Annotated in this window: 16 protein-coding genes; 12 read left to right on the forward strand and 4 right to left on the reverse strand. The window is 50.0% G+C overall.

Annotated features, from left to right (window positions below; all coding sequences use genetic code 11):
• Nucleotides 1–389: 389 nt before the first annotated feature.
• The 8 genes from IM313_RS00650 (at nucleotide 390) to IM313_RS00685 (ending at nucleotide 7,576) form a co-directional block, all read left to right on the forward strand.
• The gene (locus IM313_RS00650; protein ID WP_028012852.1) at nucleotides 390–908 is read left to right on the forward strand and encodes a fimbrial protein; all 519 of its coding nucleotides are present in this window, start codon (nucleotides 390–392) and stop codon (nucleotides 906–908) included.
• A 61-nt stretch (nucleotides 909–969) separates the two neighbouring features.
• Nucleotides 970–1,647 carry a molecular chaperone gene (locus tag IM313_RS00655; RefSeq protein ID WP_192970952.1) on the forward strand — a complete coding sequence of 226 codons (678 nt, stop codon included), beginning with the start codon at nucleotides 970–972 and terminating at the stop codon, nucleotides 1,645–1,647.
• Nucleotides 1,648–1,687: 40 nt separating this feature from the next.
• Complete coding sequence (locus IM313_RS00660) at nucleotides 1,688–4,228, forward strand: fimbria/pilus outer membrane usher protein (protein WP_226837180.1); 2,541 nt, start codon at nucleotides 1,688–1,690, stop codon at nucleotides 4,226–4,228.
• Between the two features lie 8 nt (nucleotides 4,229–4,236).
• Nucleotides 4,237–5,160, forward strand: coding sequence for a spore coat protein U domain-containing protein (locus IM313_RS00665; RefSeq protein WP_192970953.1), 924 nt, complete (start codon nucleotides 4,237–4,239; stop codon nucleotides 5,158–5,160).
• Nucleotides 5,161–5,170: 10 nt separating this feature from the next.
• Entirely contained in the window at nucleotides 5,171–5,680 is a 510-nt protein-coding gene (locus IM313_RS00670) for a fimbrial protein (RefSeq protein WP_126326128.1), read from the forward strand.
• A gap of 12 nt (nucleotides 5,681–5,692) precedes the next feature.
• Nucleotides 5,693–6,202: a fimbrial protein gene (locus IM313_RS00675; RefSeq protein WP_192970954.1), complete on the forward strand. Its 510-nt coding sequence runs from the start codon at nucleotides 5,693–5,695 to the stop codon at nucleotides 6,200–6,202.
• Nucleotides 6,203–6,244: 42 nt separating this feature from the next.
• The gene (locus IM313_RS00680) at nucleotides 6,245–6,931 is read left to right on the forward strand and encodes an EAL domain-containing protein (protein WP_047368380.1); all 687 of its coding nucleotides are present in this window, start codon (nucleotides 6,245–6,247) and stop codon (nucleotides 6,929–6,931) included.
• Between the two features lie 3 nt (nucleotides 6,932–6,934).
• Nucleotides 6,935–7,576 carry a LuxR C-terminal-related transcriptional regulator gene (locus IM313_RS00685; RefSeq protein ID WP_192970955.1) on the forward strand — a complete coding sequence of 214 codons (642 nt, stop codon included), beginning with the start codon at nucleotides 6,935–6,937 and terminating at the stop codon, nucleotides 7,574–7,576.
• 67 nt (nucleotides 7,577–7,643) lie between these two features.
• Here IM313_RS00685 and fdhF read toward each other — a convergent pair whose 3' ends face one another.
• The 4 genes from fdhF to ycgZ all read right to left on the reverse strand — a co-directional run bounded on the left by fdhF (nucleotide 7,644) and on the right by ycgZ (nucleotide 10,851).
• A complete protein-coding gene (fdhF, locus tag IM313_RS00690) occupies nucleotides 7,644–9,794 on the reverse strand; it encodes a formate dehydrogenase subunit alpha (protein WP_192970956.1) in 2,151 nt (716 codons plus the stop codon).
• A gap of 184 nt (nucleotides 9,795–9,978) precedes the next feature.
• Nucleotides 9,979–10,257, reverse strand: a complete 279-nt coding sequence (locus tag IM313_RS00695) for a biofilm development regulator YmgB/AriR family protein (protein WP_047368383.1) — start codon at nucleotides 10,255–10,257, stop codon at nucleotides 9,979–9,981.
• A 29-nt stretch (nucleotides 10,258–10,286) separates the two neighbouring features.
• Nucleotides 10,287–10,607 (reverse strand): hypothetical protein, encoded by a 321-nt coding sequence (locus IM313_RS00700; protein WP_192970957.1) that lies wholly within the window; start codon nucleotides 10,605–10,607, stop codon nucleotides 10,287–10,289.
• Nucleotides 10,608–10,611: 4 nt separating this feature from the next.
• Nucleotides 10,612–10,851, reverse strand: coding sequence for a regulatory protein YcgZ (gene ycgZ / locus IM313_RS00705; RefSeq protein ID WP_028012861.1), 240 nt, complete (start codon nucleotides 10,849–10,851; stop codon nucleotides 10,612–10,614).
• A gap of 340 nt (nucleotides 10,852–11,191) precedes the next feature.
• Between ycgZ and IM313_RS00710 the strand changes: the two genes are divergently transcribed.
• The 4 genes from IM313_RS00710 to sufB all read left to right on the forward strand — a co-directional run bounded on the left by IM313_RS00710 (nucleotide 11,192) and on the right by sufB (nucleotide 15,510).
• Nucleotides 11,192–12,412 carry a diguanylate phosphodiesterase gene (locus IM313_RS00710; protein WP_028012862.1) on the forward strand — a complete coding sequence of 407 codons (1,221 nt, stop codon included), beginning with the start codon at nucleotides 11,192–11,194 and terminating at the stop codon, nucleotides 12,410–12,412.
• A 188-nt stretch (nucleotides 12,413–12,600) separates the two neighbouring features.
• Nucleotides 12,601–13,329 (forward strand): MerR family transcriptional regulator, encoded by a 729-nt coding sequence (locus IM313_RS00715; RefSeq protein WP_049000802.1) that lies wholly within the window; start codon nucleotides 12,601–12,603, stop codon nucleotides 13,327–13,329.
• Nucleotides 13,330–13,642: 313 nt separating this feature from the next.
• Nucleotides 13,643–14,011, forward strand: coding sequence for a Fe-S cluster assembly scaffold SufA (gene sufA / locus IM313_RS00720; protein WP_041910386.1), 369 nt, complete (start codon nucleotides 13,643–13,645; stop codon nucleotides 14,009–14,011).
• An 8-nt stretch (nucleotides 14,012–14,019) separates the two neighbouring features.
• Nucleotides 14,020–15,510 (forward strand): Fe-S cluster assembly protein SufB, encoded by a 1,491-nt coding sequence (sufB, locus tag IM313_RS00725; protein WP_028012865.1) that lies wholly within the window; start codon nucleotides 14,020–14,022, stop codon nucleotides 15,508–15,510.
• Nucleotides 15,511–15,516 lie beyond the last annotated feature (6 nt).

The following is a 15,516-nucleotide window of genomic DNA, read 5'->3' on the forward strand; positions in this document are numbered from 1 at the left end:
CTCTTTATGTTTGTCAAAAGATGCGTCAGAGATTATCTATCCGAGGGGAGTATAAATAAATAATAGGTTGATTTCATAATGGACTCGACCATTAACAAATATTTAATAATTTGAAATGGCCCAATTAAACAAATTTTACGTGTTAAAGAATAGTTAAGATTAAAGTCTACTGTTGGGCTAAAAACCAATTGTCGAAAAAATTAAACTTCTGTAAATTTCGCTTCAGCAAGTGAGAGGGTGAAAACAAAGTTATCGAATAAATATCTTTGCGTTCTGCTTACTGCACGTTGGAAATGAGATATCTGGCGCAAAAAATAAATGGCCTAAATCCATCTGGATGTTGCTGCCTAAATTTCGGTAATTTATAAAGTTATTAAGGAAATCAAATCATGAAAAAGAATATTATTGCTGCTGCTTTCGCTGCGACTGCTGCTCTGACCATGTCTAATGCATTCGCTTCTGCTGGTACCGTTAATTTCACCGGTGAAATCATCGATGCAGCGTGCACCGTTGACGCGGGTTCTGTAAACCAGACCGTTGATCTGGGCCGTTACAGCAAATCTGAATTTACCGCTGCTGGCGATAAAACTGCTGCGACTAAATTCTCAATCGTGCTGACCGACTGCCCGGCAACCGTAACAGGCGCAACCATCAAGTTTGACGGCTCTGCGGACCCAGCAAACTCCAACCTGCTGGCTGTAACCGGTGGCGCAACGGGCGTTGCTATTAACCTGATGACGGCTGACAGCCAGGACCTGCCGCTGGCGGGCGTTAACTCCCACGTTTACAGCCTGGCTGAAACTGTACCAAACACGCTGGACTTCTTTGCTCAGTACGAAGCAACGTCTGCAACTGTTGGCGTAGGTCCAGCAAACGGTGTAGCGAACTTCTCCGTTAGCTACCAGTAATCTTCCTGACCGGAAAAATATATGAGGGCCGGTATACGGCCCTTTTTTATCGAGGTGTAAAATGAATTTTCTTAGCAAAACTTTAATTGCCTGGGCAGTGATTTCAGCAAGCGTGTCCGCCGCCAATGCGGGTGTTATTATTGGCGGAACGCGTGTCGTCTATGATGGCAATAAAAAAGAAGCTTCCATTGATGTTAACAACCCGGATAAGACGCCGTATCTTATTCAGTCATGGGTTGAGACATTAAATGGTGGCGCTGAGAAAGCTCCTTTTATTATTACCCCTCCGTTGTATCGACTCGATGGCGGTCAGCAAAACATTGAGCGTGTCGTGGTGACCGGCAACTTGCCGCAGGATAAGGAAAGTCTCTACTGGCTGAATATTAAAGCGATACCGTCAGCGCCCAAAAAAGATAATACGCTGCAAATAGCGATTAAAACGCGCATTAAGCTGATATACCGTCCTGCAGGCTTAAAGTCTCAGCAGCCGCAGGAGTTGAGTCATCAGTTAACCTGGCGTCGAAATGGTAATCAACTTCAGGTTACCAACCCAACCAGCTATGTCATTAACTTTAATGAAATCAGTCTGGGCGGTAAAAAAATTGAAAATGTTTCGTATGTACTTCCTGGGGAATCAATGAATTTCACGCTACCTGCTGGCGCTAACTCAACCTCTGTTAATTATAAAGTCATTAATGATTATGGAGCGGTGAGTGACGTGCAAAGCGCAAGCTTGTGAAAATAATTGGTTTTGGAATGTCGTTTCCAAGGTGACGTGAATGATGATAGTAAGGGAATATAATAATTTTAAACCTGCGCGATTGGCTTTACTGATTGCATTTGCCCTTGCTGGCTCAATGCAGAATGCCATGGCGCGTGATTACTTCAACCCGGACCTGGTTGAGCTCGATAATCCGCAAAATGGAGGTAAAGCCGATCTCGCTGCGTTTGAAGCGGGCTCGCAGGCGCCGGGAACTTATCACGTCGATGTGATGCTGGATAACGAACTTGTTGATACGCGCGATATCGAATTCAAAACCTCTGGTGCTCCCAATGATGAGGGGAAATTAGAACCTTGTCTGACCGTGGAGCAGCTTAAAGAGTGGGGCGTAAAAACCGAGCTTTTTCCGGCGCTTGCGGTGAACAACGAACGTTGTGCAAACCTGCACGCGATACCTTCCGGATCCACTGAATTCCAGTTTGGCGCACAGCGTCTGCTTATCAGCATCCCGCAGGCGGCCATTTCTCGTCAGGCGCGTGGATACGTTCCACCAGAACAGTGGGATGAAGGAATCACGGCTGTGCTGCTCAACTACAGCCTGAGTGGCGCCAACAACCGCTCGCGCAACGGGAGCAGTGATACCAGCAACACGCAGTACGCTAATTTGCGTCCGGGAATCAACATTGGGCCATGGCGTCTGCGCAATTACACGACCTGGTCACGGGATGAAGATGGCAAGGACAAATGGGACAGCGTTTATACCTACGCTCAGCGCGCGATCGTTCTGTTAAAAGCGCAGATGACCCTTGGGGACAGCACTGCGCCTGCCGATGTCTTTGACAGTATGCCGTTCCGCGGTGCGCAGCTGGCCTCAGATGATGACATGCAGCCTGACTCCCTCAAAGGGTACGCACCCGTCGTGCGCGGTATCGCGCGTACCAATGCGCAGGTCATTGTCCGTCAGAATGGGTATGAGATTTACCAGACCTACGTTGCGCCTGGCGCCTTCGAGATCACGGATATGTATCCGACCGGGGGGGCAGGCGATCTGCAGGTAACAATTAAAGAGGCTGACGGTAGCATTCAACAATTCACCGTTCCTTATGCCTCACTGCCCGTACTGCAGCGAGAAGGGCGATTTAAGTACGCCGTCACGGGTGGGCAATATCGTTCCTATAACGGTAGCGTAGACAAGACACCGTTTGCGCAAATTACGGGCATCTATGGCTTACCGTATGGCTTAACGGCGTACGGCGGTGGTCAAACGTCGAGTCACTACCAGTCGATCGCTGCCGGTATGGGTAAGAACATGGGAGATCTCGGCGCAGTTTCTGTCGACGTCATTCAGGCATGGTCCACTCCACAAAATCTGCCGAGCGATAGCGGACAGTCCTGGCGAGCACGCTACAGTAAGAACTTTGTCGACACCGGCACTAACTTTGCTATTGCAGGCTACCGCTATTCGACTAAAGGCTTTTACGGTATGCAGGAAGTGCTTGATTCATATGGCGATAACGGTGTGATGCAAAACAGACGTCGTAACCGTATGGAGCTGACGATGAACCAGTCTCTGGGCGGTTCATTAGGCTCGATCATGGTGAGCGCCGTTCGCGAAGATTACTGGAACTCCGGGCGAGCGATGGAGTCCTGGAGTCTGGGGTATAACAATTTCTGGAACGGCATCAGCTACGGTTTGACGTATACCTCAACGCGTAACGGGACGCCTGGTACCTACGGTAATCCTACGAGCTATGACAAAGACCGGATGGTGGCGTTTAACATCAGCGTGCCGCTGGATAAATTCCTGCCGCAGACGTGGGCAAACTACAGCGTTAATAACAGTAAAAATAGCGGAACGACCCATACGGTTGGCATCAACGGCACCGCTCTGGAAAACAATGCCCTGAACTGGAACGTTCAGCAGGGCTATGGCAGCGATAATGTCGGATACAGCGGCAACGTAAACGGTGATTACAAGGGTACCTATGGTGAGGTGACGGCAGGGTACAGCTACGACCAGAATAATGAGCGTCTGAACTATGGTATTCAGGGTGGCGTCATCGCGCATGCTGACGGTGTGACGTTATCGCAACCGCTGGGTGAAACGAACGTCCTGGTTAAAGTGCCTGGGGCGAAAGGTCTGACGGTGCGAAACCAAACGGGCGCGAAAACGGACTATCGGGGATATACAACGGTAAATAACGTCAACGTCTACCGTAAAAACGATATCGTAATCGACCCAGAAAGTATGTCCGATGATGTAGAACTGGATCTCACGACCCGGACCGTTGTGCCGACTCGCGGAGCTATTGTTCGCGCTGAATATACTGCCAACGTTGGTCAGCGTGCATTGTTTACGTTATTGCGCGGTAACGGACAGCCCATTCCCTTTGGGGCGATTGTCAGCGTGGGTGGTATTAAAAATAGCGGCTTTATTGTCGGCGATAATGGGCAGGTTTATCTCACAGGCTTAGGCGAGAAGGTCGACCTTATCGCGCAATGGGGTGAGGGTAGTGATAAGCAGTGTAAAGCCTCATACGTTTTAAAACCTTCCGATGTTAAAAATAACATTGCGGTTGTCAGTACTGTTTGTCGATAGGAAACAAAATGAATCTGCTTAAAATTTTTTTGCTGTTGATTTTGACGTTAATATCCGTAGAAAGCTTTGCTGGCTGCACAAACAATATCTCTGCGCAAAACTTTAATTTAAATTTTAGTAACATTACTGCGCAGCGCGATGTGGCGCCGGGAACGGTTGTTGCTGCACAATCGGGTATTTACAATGTGAATTACTCATGTACTGATTCTGCGAATACTTACCAGGAAGCGATGAGCGGTAGTTCTCTGGGGAACAGCCTCTATGATATAGGCGTGAGTGGCTATGGTGTGCGTGTTTCAGAAAATGATACAGGCGGCGGTTTCCACCACTACTTTCCAATGTCGTTCACTATTGGCAGCTATAGTGCGTCTTATATGTATAAAGTTGAGTTGGTAAGGACAACCGCTCCCGCTGTATCCGGTGCACTTCGCAGTGGACAAATTGCTAACGTATCTATTTCGAACCAATTTTTCATCGCGACATGGAATATTACTGGAGGGAGCATTACAACACTTTCTTGTAGTACTTCTTCGGGATCGCTGAGTTTCCCAATAGGTAATATCCCCGCGACAAGCTTTGGTTCAACAGTAGGTACTACGCCAGCCAATGCTCAGGTTACCCAGACTCTCGGACTAACGTGCAATCCTGGAGCAAATATCAATATTTCTTTGAGTGGACAGCAAAATCCTGATGTGGTCAATACAAGTGTTTTAGCCTTATCGGGTCAAGGGGGGCCGGGAGTAGCGCAAGGTGTCGGGGTGCAAATATTATATGGAGGTACACCTCTCAATCTTAATAATACTGTTTTCCTTAAGCAATCTGGCGGTGGGTTGGAGTCATTCCCAATCGTGGCACGTTATTATCAGACTAAATCAGCTGTTTTACCCGGAACAGCAAATGCAACAGCAACGTTGAACATTACCTATCAATAAGGGGATAAATGTGAATATTAAATGTTTAGTCCTGAGCTTGTCCGCAATGATACCGATTTTGTCTTATTCAGCAGATGCGGTAAATATTAACGTGACTGGTAATATCGTGGCGTCACCCTGTATTGTCAACGGAGGAGCAAACAGCCTTTATGTTGATTTAGGTAATATTCAGGCAACAGCACTCGCAGCTCCTGGCTCATCATCTACTGCAGTGCCGTTTACATTGACAGTCACAAACTGCCCAACAGGCACAAGTACTGTCAGAGCAGATATTGGTGGTCTTGCATCCCACGACTCACCTAACCTTTATGAGAATTCAGGTACGGCAGGGAATGCCTCTGTTGTTTTGTATGATGGCGTAACTGGTGATTATTTAGGTCCTGGCACTACAGTCTTTAAAACTGTCCAGAGTGACCGTACAGCATCGATGGCGTTTAAAGTTGGCGCATATTCTCTTCATGGTAATACAACGCCTGGTTCAATTAATACGGCGATAGTTATTACAATGAGTTATCAATAAAGACTAGATCATATGAATAATAAACTCTTTTTATTTGCCTTCCTCCTGAGTTCAGCCCCTTTAATTACCTGCGCTGATTCCACTATCATTGTTACTGGCCAGGTCATTGCCAGCCCGTGTGTCGTTGACACGGGCACCGTTTCTAAAGTGGTCAATCTGGGGGAAGATACAAAACAAAATCTCATCAATGCCGGTGACGGTGGCGTCTGGTCTGACTTTGATCTGCTGGTGCAAAATTGTCCCACAGGCACCAGCAGCGTAACGGCCAAATTTACCGGTAATGCAGATACGCAAGATCCCACGGCATGGAAAAACAGCGGAACCAGCAACAATGTTGCATTACGTATCGCCAGCAGGGATCATGCGACAACATATAGCGTAAACAGCACAATGCAGGTCAACGTCGATAACAGTACGCGCAGCTCGACATTTCCCCTGTCAGCGAGAATGTTTACGCCGCAGGGAAATTCCACTGCTGGAACTTTCCAGTCAGTAATGAACGTTGATTTTACCTATCAGTAACGGCTGAAATATCTTTTTTAAAATAATAAGTTTGAGACATCCATGTTGATTAATTCCTTGCTTGAGCATGCTATATGCGGTGTTCGGTTCCAGCCTATCTATTCTTCACAGGAAAAGAAGATAAAGGCTTGGGAGATGCTAAGTACCTTACGTCAGGGAATTGATTGCGAAACGTTTTTTGAAAAGATGTCTTTAAGTGCAAGCTCTCGTTTGCTGCGCTGGCAGTTGCGTATAATTCCTCTGTGTGAAGAGGATGGTGACTATTTTATTAACGTCCCCGCAAGATTATTATGCCAATCAGAATTGGTCAGTGAAATATTGCCCAGCCTGCGTTCTGGTATCGTTATTGAGGTACAAGATCCGTGCAATTTTATTTTGCTAACAAATGAAGAGCGAGAGAGTTTTGATATAATGCATCAGAGAATAAAAAAAACAGGTGCAAAGATATGGTTGGATGATGTTAGAAGTGAGCATTTAGCGCCGCTGGGTGAACGTATTTGCATATTTGATGGTGTTAAAGTAGATAAAAAGAGCTTGTGGGAAAACAGATTGACTCCCCGGGCCTTACAATCAATGATAGCCTACTGCGCTATGATGGTAGATCAGGTGCTTATTGAAGGCATCGAAAATAACGAACTGTTTTCTTTGGCTCAGAATACTGGATGCAATTTAATGCAGGGATTTCTTTGGCCTGAAAAAAAGTTGAGTGTCGATTATGTCTCGGTCTGATAAATGATAAATGTTTTAATTAAAGAAGATGATTTTTTATATCACCATAGCCTCAGGTCATTTGTTGAAGATTTTTTTAACAATGAATATACAAAAAAAGTCAATTTTCTCAATGGCTATGATGTGGAGAATATTGCTCGGGCGGAAATAATCGTTTATGCGTTCAGCAAGGGCGAACATTATACCTGTTTCCCGGAATTAAAATGTGCGCGTAAATGCGTCATAATTGGTATTACCGAAGCGGAAGAGCCATCGTCATCGTTTTTACCGCTCTGCATTCAGCAGACCTTTTTTGTGTCGCGCTCAGCGTCACTCTATCTGTTGAAGAGGGTATTGCGCCAGGCCTGGAGTGCATACAGTGCGCCCGTTATCCCTGTCCTTTCAAAAGCCTGTTTAAGCTGTAAGCATAAAACGTTATCACAGCGTGAGCTCAATATTATGGCCGGTCTTTTCAAGGGGGAATCCGTCAAAAACATAGCCAGGGAGATGATGCTTACGCCAAAGACGATCTATGCCCATAAGTATGCGGTTATGCATAAGTTTAACCTGAGCAGTGAGCATGAATTGCTGGAGCTCCTGAACCGCTTGCTTGAAAAGCGCTGTAACCCCAATTTGTTTCGTGATGCATTAGATCTGTTTCATTAGGGAATTACCCGGCCAAAAAGATGATCATTCTGGTGCCGGGTAAACCTGATGCTATTTACGCTGTTCCTCAGACTTTCGCCGCGCTCATCAGCCGCGACTTCATGGACTGATACGCCGACGCCGCATAGTCCTCCGCCCAGCGCTGATCCTCAATCGCCTCCAGCTGCACCGCGCAGTACTTCGTTTCCGGGGTTTTCGAGACGGGGTCGAGATTATCCTGCGTCAGCTCGTTGCAGGCCCCGATCCACCATTGATAGGTCATATAGACCGCCCCGGCGTTGATCCGCTCGCTAATGCTGGCGCGGGTGATCACTTTACCCCGGCGCGAACGTACCCAGACCAGTTGACCGTCGCTAATACCTAGTCTGTCCGCATCGGCAGGATTCACCTGCACCCGTCCCGGCTCATCGGCGAGGCTTTGCAGCGCGGCACAGTTACCCGTCATCGAGCGGCAGGAGTAGTGCCCAACTTCGCGTACCGTGCAGAGTACCAGCGGATAATCATCATCGGGCGTCTCGGCCGGCGCGCGCCACGGTGCGGCAAAGAGCTGCCCTTTACCGCTCGGGGTATCGAACTGATTATCTTTGTAGAGGTACGGCGTGCCGGGGTGATCGAGCGTCGGGCACGGCCACTGCACGTGGCCCATCTCGCCCATTTTTTCATACGTCACGCCGTAGAAGAGAGGGCACAGCTCGCGCATTTCATCCCAGATCTGCTGGTTATCGTCGTAATGCATCGGATAGCCCATCTCGGTGGCGAGCAGGCTGATGATCTCCCAGTCGCGCTTCACGTTGCCTTTGGCCTCAATAGCCTGGCCAAAACGCTGGAAACCCCGGTCGGCGCAGGTAAAAACGCCGCCGTGTTCGCCCCATGAGGTGGCAGGGAGCAGGACGTCCGCCACTTCCGCCGTTTTGGTCATAAAGATGTCCTGAACCACCACGAAGTCAAGCGCCTCGAAACCGCTGCGGACCAGGCCGAGATCGGCTTCCGTCTGCAGCGGATCTTCCCCCATGATGTAATAGGCTTTGACCTTGCCTTCCAGCGCAAGGTGAGGCACTTCGGTAATGCGCGTTCCGACGCGATCGTCCATGTTATTCACGTCAATCCCCCAGGCATCGGCGAACTTCTGCCGGACAGCCGGATCGGTCACATCCTGATAGCCGGGGAACATATTCGGCAGAACGCCCATATCGCAGGCGCCCTGAACATTGTTTTGCCCGCGCACGGGACCGACACCGACGGCAGGGCGGCCGAGGTTGCCGGTCAGCAGTGCCAGGCTGGACAGCCCTTTGACGACATCGACGGCCTGGCCAAACTGGGTCACGCCCATTCCCCACATTACGGTGGCGGAAGGGGCCGCCGCGAAGGTGCGCATTGCCTGACGAACGTCGCGGGCGGGGATGCCGGTGAGGTGTTCTACGCGCTCAGGGGCATACTCTTTCACCGTCTGCCGATAGGCCTCAAGTCCTTCGGTAAACCGCGCGACGTAGTTCTTGTCGTACAGCTCCTCTTCCAGAAGTACATAGCCAAAGGCGTTTACCAGCGCCATGTTGCTACCGTTCTTCAATTGCAGATGCTGATCGGCAATGCGCGCCGTTTCGATGCGGCGCGGGTCGCAGACGATGATTTTCGCGCCGTTTTCACGGGCTTTTAGCACGCGCCGGGCGACGATAGGGTGGGAGTCTGCGCAGTTATAGCCAAATACCAGCAGGCATTTGGAGTGTTCAATATCGTTGATAGAGTTGCTCATTGCACCGTTGCCGAGGGTCTCCTGAAGTCCGGCGACGGAAGGACCGTGACAAACGCGCGCGCAGCAGTCGACGTTGTTGGTGTGCAGCACCGCGCGGGCAAATTTTTGCATCACGTAGTTGGTTTCATTCCCGGTGCCGCGGGAGGACCCGGTGGTCATAATCGAACGCGGGCCGAACTGGGCTTTTATGCTGCTGAGCTTCCGGGCGGTATAGCGGATAGCCTCTTCCCAGGTCACCGGGGTGAATGCTTCGCCTTTGCGGTAGCGGATCATGGGCTGGGTGAGACGAGGGGTGAGAAGACGGGTATCGTTGAGGAAGTCCCAGCCGTAAAATCCTTTCAGACATAAGGTGCCCTGGTTTGTGGCCCCCTCTGCCGCTTCGGCACGGATGATACGGTTATTTTCAACGACAAGGTTCAATTTACAGCCTGCTCCGCAGTACGGGCAGACGCTGGCGATCTTTTTCATCAATAACAGACCTGTTAAGAAATGAAGCAAAATGACTGGTAAGCCCAGTCCCGTAACAGGGAGTAAGCAGAAACCATGCCATCTTTATAATGCTTCTTTACAGGGGGTTATGAAGAGAGGGGGGTGTCATCGTCAGCCTGTTCGACAATTCTGACGATGACACGATCGCTGAATGACAGGGCGTTTAAACGTCATCCATGGTGTAGCCCACAACGATTTCAAGCGTCTTACGAATTACATCCGCCTGCACAACGTCTCTGGTCGCTTCCAGCGTCTGAATGAGCCACAGGATGATCGCTTTATTGGAAATATGACCTTCAGAGGCCAGAACACAGCGTACTGCAGTAGAAAAAATAGCGGACTCTTCAGCAAAACGATCGCCTGCGTGACGGAAATATTCCGCCAGCGCACTGTCTAAAAAAGCAGAGTGGTATTCGGGTTGAAGCTGAATATTTTGTCTCATTTGTTCTCACCGTAGCTGTTAAAATGCAGTCAATGTATTTTTTTGGGATCGGACGGCTTTCCCTTTCCAAACAACGACACTACATTGCCTCTGTTATCATTGAGAGGTCCCTCTCTGCTTATTCGTCCTTGCGCGGTTCTGCGACGTTTTAATCCGAGGCTTTTTGATCCGATATCGGCAATCGCCTTCGCCAGTGTCTCCCGCCGCCGGGGATTCTTTTCAAGTGTTTTCATCTGCCGCAGACGCTGAACCAGAGCTTCAGTTGTAACGGGGCCACGCTCTCTCAAAAGAGAAAGAACGGCTTCGCCAATCAGCTGATCGGTCAGTTTGTCTGCGTCACTGCGGTTCATCACGTTATCGTTCGAAGAGCAAACCAAGCAGCATATGGTAATGCTGTTCCTCTTCGGGGCCCTCGGCCCTTTCAAGGCGACTTAACAGTTTGGTACAGAGCGATTTGCGATTGAGATTTCGCCCGTCGCTAAGGATCTCAACAACGACCTGACCCAGCGTTTCCTGTTGGGTGGGAAGCGTGGCTTTTTCGAAGTACTGTGCGATCGCTGCTGCGGAATCTGCGACGTAACCTTTCTGCTGCATGTTTCGCTCCTGTAAAATTTTGTAATCAGTAACGTTACATTTAAGGTATACACTTTTTCCAAATCTGTACATTAAAAATGTACAAATTTTTAATAAAATCAGAATATATTTCATAAAAACTCTATTTTTCAATTAGTTGTTTGTTGTTCATGAAACGGTAATGCTACAGAATATATTGTACAAAACGCACGGCCGCTGTTAAGTTGTACAATACTTGTGAGAGTGCCATTAGCGGGCGTAAATGATTGAGATGTAAATTATTTATGAGGCAATTAATGTGCTATAAGAGAAGTCTCTCCACATGTTTTTGTGGTCAAAACCCTTAACCCCCAGGAATCGCATGCTTACAACCATCATTTACCGCAGTCATATCTGCGAGGACGTTCCAGTGAAAGCACTGGAAGCTATGGTCGCTGCTGCAAATAATAAAAACCGGCAAGCCAACGTCACGGGGATCTTGTTGTTTAACGGCACACATTTTTTTCAGTTGCTTGAGGGGCCAGTGGAGCATGTTTCTGCTATTTATGAGGAGATCTGCAACGACCCGCGACACCATAACGTAGTCGAGCTGATGCGCGATCACGGCCCCGTCCGGCGTTTTGGCAAGGTGGGGATGGAGCTTTTTGATTTGCGCCAGTTCGACAGGAATGAGGTGCTGCAACAGGTGCTGAACAAGGGAACAACACGCTATCAGCTGACTTACAATGACCGTCCGCTGCAGTTTTTCCGTACCTTTGTCGAGGCCACGGAAAAAGCGAACTATTTTGAACTGCCGCCTGCGGATTCCTGGGAGTTCGTTCGCGAAGAAACACGCTTGTCAGCGCAACCCGAGGTAATCGCGAAAGGAGCGGATTGCAGCTTTGCTTTCCAGCCGATAGTCGATCCGTTTATGCAGCAGGTTGTCTCCTGGGAGGCGCTTCTCCGCACGCCTGACGGCGGCGCTCCGGGGATCTACTTCGCCAATCTGCCGCGTGACGACGTGTATACCTCTGATTTGCACAGCAAGCAGGTAGCACTCTCAATGGCCAGTGCACTCGGGTTGCAGAACCAGACGTTATCCCTCAACCTGCTGCCTATGACGCTGGTTAACATTCCTAATGCCGTTGATTTCTTGCTCACCGCAATTGAAGCAAACGGTTTTGTCCCTGAGCAAATTGTGGTGGAATTCACCGAGAGCGAAGCCATTTCCCGTTTTGATGAATTCACGGATTCGGTCAGACAGCTAAAAAGTGCAGGCATCAGCGTGACGATCGATCACTTTGGTGCCGGCTTTGCGGGACTACAGCTACTGGCCCAATTCCAGCCCGACAGAATTAAGATTAATCGCGATCTCGTCGCGAACGTGCATAAAAGTGGCCCTCGACAGGCCATCATTCAGGCGATTATCAAATGCTGTTCCTCGCTTGAAATTCAGTTCTGCGCGGTCGGCGTGGAGAAGGCAGAAGAGTGGATGTGGCTGGAATCTGCGGGCATTTCCCAGTTCCAGGGCCATCTGTTTGCAAGCCCCCGGCATGGCGGAATTCCGGCGATTGCATGGCCGGAGAAGAAATTCGATTTTTGATAAAGCTGTACAAAATTCGGCAGACTTAGCTGTACGAGAAGCAAACTTTAGACAACAATGTATTAACAGGTGAAGGGAGAACGACCCCTTTCACCTGAGCAAAATGCGGTCTTAGTTATACAAATGGTTTGTACAATCTGATAAGGTTGGTGTAGTTAGGTATGGAAGTTCTGAGCGTGAGGGAGTTAATGGCCTATTACAGTATCGGCGAAGTGGCCGAACGATGCGGTATCAACCCCGTTACGCTGCGTGCCTGGCAGCGACGTTATGGATTGTTGAAGCCGCAGCGCAGCGAAGGGGGTCATCGTCAGTTTGACGATGAAGATATCCTGCGTATTGAAGAGATCAAACGCCTGATGAAAAGCGGCGTTTCGGTCGGAAAAGTAAAAGCCTTGCTGGAAAATAAAGAAGTCCTGACTCAGGGTAACTGGGTCTCGTTCCAGGAAGAGATGATGACCGTTCTGCGTTATGCCAGCCCGGCAAAGCTGCGCGCCAAAATCGGTGAGTTCCGCCGGGAGCATGCCATGGATGCGCTGATTGATAACATCATTTCCCCCGTCCGCCAGCGAATGAATCAGGATCAAAATACTGTACGCCACATGGCGAGCATGCTTGATGGCGTCCTAATTGAATTCGCGGTTCTAAGCCTGGCGGAGTCGCGCAAGAAAGCGGGTAAAGATGCGTTGCTTATCGGCTGGGAATGCGATGACCGTACCCATCTTTGGCTTGAAGCCGCGCGGCTGGCGCAGCAAGGCTGGCACATTGACGTGCTGGCGGACCCGATTGATTCTCCGCGTCCTGAACTTTTCCCGGGGCAAAAAATCTTCGTCTGGACGGGAAAAACGCTAACACCGCGTCAGCAGGAACAGCTCGACCACTGGCGTGAGCAGGGTTTTAGCGTTTCATTTCACCAATAATAATCAGAGGCCTTGAGGGCCTTTTATTGTTTTAGACACTTCCAGAACAAAAGCTATCTCAAAAATAGGCATTTCCGATACATATTTTACTTTTCCTCTCTTCGCTGTTTTCTCCAACAGATAATCCATTAATTTTCAAAGTATTGAACAATTAAATCCATCCTGCCTGCATCCTGCCACAGGGTCTATGCTTAATAAAAGTAGACAAAAAGGGCGGTTTAGCCGAATGCCCCTGCTGACAGAGGGTTGAAGTGATAATCGTTATCACTAACATGGTGTTATGCCCTGATGGCTAATCAGATGAGGTGGACCTATGGAACTGCATTCAGAAACCTTCAATCCTGCCGATTTTGCCTGGCGAGGATTAACGCTCACGCCTGCGGCGGCGGCGCATATCCACGAGCTGGTGGCAAAAAATCCTGACATTCTCGGCGTGCGCTTAGGCGTTAAGCAGACCGGCTGCGCGGGCTTTGGCTACGTGCTGGATACCGTCACCGCACCGGAAAAAGATGACCTGGTGTTTGAAACCGACGGCGCAAAGCTGTACGTCGCGCTGCAGGCTATGCCGTTTATCGATGGAACCGAAGTGGATTACGTGCGGGAAGGTTTAAACCAGTTATTCAAATTTCATAACCCGAAAGCCCAGAACGAATGCGGCTGCGGCGAAAGCTTTGGGGTATAGGCGGTACTATGTCTCGTAATACTGAAGCAACGAGTGATGTAAACACCTGGAGCGGCGGACACCTCAACTATAAAGAGGGTTTTTTCACGCAGCTGCAGACCGACGAGCTGGCGAAAGGCATTAATGAAGATGTGGTGCGCGCCATTTCGGCCAAACGTAACGAGCCCGAGTGGATGCTCGAATTTCGCCTGAGCGCATTCCGCGCCTGGCTGGAGATGGAAGAGCCGCACTGGCTGAAAGCCCACTACGACAAGCTGAACTATCAGGATTACAGCTACTACTCCGCGCCCTCCTGCGGCAGCTGTGACGATACCTGCGCCTCGCAGCCCGGCGCGGTTCAGCAGACCGGTGCCGAGAACAGCTTCCTGAGCAAAGAAGTTGAAGAGGCGTTTAACCAGCTGGGCGTGCCCGTGCGCGAGGGGAGAGAGGTGGCGGTAGACGCCATTTTCGACTCCGTCTCGGTGGCGACCACCTACCGTGAAAAGCTGGCCGAGCAGGGGATCATTTTCTGCTCCTTTGGTGAAGCCATTCATGACCATCCCGATCTGGTGAAAAAGTACATCGGCACAGTGGTACCGAGCAACGATAACTTCTTCGCCGCGCTGAATGCCGCGGTAGCCTCTGACGGCACCTTTATCTACGTGCCGAAAGGCGTGCGCTGCCCGATGGAGCTCTCCACCTATTTCCGCATCAACGCCGAAAAAACCGGACAGTTTGAACGTACCATTCTGGTAGCGGACGAAGGCAGCTACGTCAGCTATATCGAAGGGTGCTCCGCCCCGGTACGCGACAGCTACCAGCTGCACGCGGCGGTGGTTGAGGTCATCATTCACAAAGACGCCGAGGTGAAATACTCCACGGTGCAGAACTGGTTCCCCGGCGACGGCAATACCGGCGGTATCCTGAACTTCGTCACCAAGCGCGCGCTGTGCGAAGGCGAAAACAGCAAAATGTCCTGGACGCAGTCGGAAACCGGCTCCGCTATTACCTGGAAATACCCGAGCTGTATTCTGCGCGGGGATAACTCCATCGGTGAGTTTTACTCGGTGGCGCTGACCAGCGGGCATCAGCAGGCCGATACCGGCACCAAGATGATCCATATTGGGAAAAACACCAAATCGACGATTATTTCGAAGGGGATCTCCGCCGGGCATAGCCAGAACAGCTATCGCGGGCTGGTGAAAATCATGCCGACGGCCACCAACGCGCGTAACTTCACCCAGTGTGATTCTATGCTGATCGGTGCCGACTGCGGGGCGCATACCTTCCCGTACGTGGAGTGTCGCAACAACACGGCTCAGCTGGAGCACGAGGCGACCACGTCGCGCATTGGGGAAGATCAGCTCTTCTACTGCCTGCAGCGCGGCATCAGCGAAGAAGATGCCATTTCGATGATTGTGAACGGCTTCTGTAAGGACGTGTTCTCTGAACTGCCGCTGGAATTCGCCGTTGAAGCACAAAAACTCCTCGCCATTAGTCTTGAACACAGCGTCGGTTAAGGAAAG

It is taken from the genome of Enterobacter cloacae complex sp. P2B (genome assembly GCF_014895985.1).
GTDB lineage: Bacteria > Pseudomonadota > Gammaproteobacteria > Enterobacterales > Enterobacteriaceae > Enterobacter > Enterobacter bugandensis.

Bases quoted from the DNA above. Each gene is read 5' to 3' on its own strand.
- fdhF (WP_192970956.1), bottom strand. From the start codon at position 9,794: ATGAAAAAGATCGCCAGCGTCTGCCCGTACTGCGGAGCAGGCTGTAAA.
- IM313_RS00665 (WP_192970953.1), top strand. From the start codon at position 4,237: ATGAATCTGCTTAAAATTTTTTTGCTGTTGATTTTGACGTTAATATCC.
- sufB (WP_028012865.1), top strand. From the start codon at position 14,020: ATGTCTCGTAATACTGAAGCAACGAGTGATGTAAACACCTGGAGCGGC.
- IM313_RS00685 (WP_192970955.1), top strand. From the start codon at position 6,935: ATGATAAATGTTTTAATTAAAGAAGATGATTTTTTATATCACCATAGC.
- IM313_RS00675 (WP_192970954.1), top strand. From the start codon at position 5,693: ATGAATAATAAACTCTTTTTATTTGCCTTCCTCCTGAGTTCAGCCCCT.
- IM313_RS00715 (WP_049000802.1), top strand. From the start codon at position 12,601: ATGGCCTATTACAGTATCGGCGAAGTGGCCGAACGATGCGGTATCAAC.
- IM313_RS00700 (WP_192970957.1), bottom strand. From the start codon at position 10,607: ATGAACCGCAGTGACGCAGACAAACTGACCGATCAGCTGATTGGCGAA.
- sufA (WP_041910386.1), top strand. From the start codon at position 13,643: ATGGAACTGCATTCAGAAACCTTCAATCCTGCCGATTTTGCCTGGCGA.
- ycgZ (WP_028012861.1), bottom strand. From the start codon at position 10,851: ATGCAGCAGAAAGGTTACGTCGCAGATTCCGCAGCAGCGATCGCACAG.
- IM313_RS00680 (WP_047368380.1), top strand. From the start codon at position 6,245: ATGTTGATTAATTCCTTGCTTGAGCATGCTATATGCGGTGTTCGGTTC.
- IM313_RS00710 (WP_028012862.1), top strand. From the start codon at position 11,192: ATGCTTACAACCATCATTTACCGCAGTCATATCTGCGAGGACGTTCCA.
- IM313_RS00650 (WP_028012852.1), top strand. From the start codon at position 390: ATGAAAAAGAATATTATTGCTGCTGCTTTCGCTGCGACTGCTGCTCTG.
- IM313_RS00655 (WP_192970952.1), top strand. From the start codon at position 970: ATGAATTTTCTTAGCAAAACTTTAATTGCCTGGGCAGTGATTTCAGCA.
- IM313_RS00660 (WP_226837180.1), top strand. From the start codon at position 1,688: ATGATGATAGTAAGGGAATATAATAATTTTAAACCTGCGCGATTGGCT.
- IM313_RS00695 (WP_047368383.1), bottom strand. From the start codon at position 10,257: ATGAGACAAAATATTCAGCTTCAACCCGAATACCACTCTGCTTTTTTA.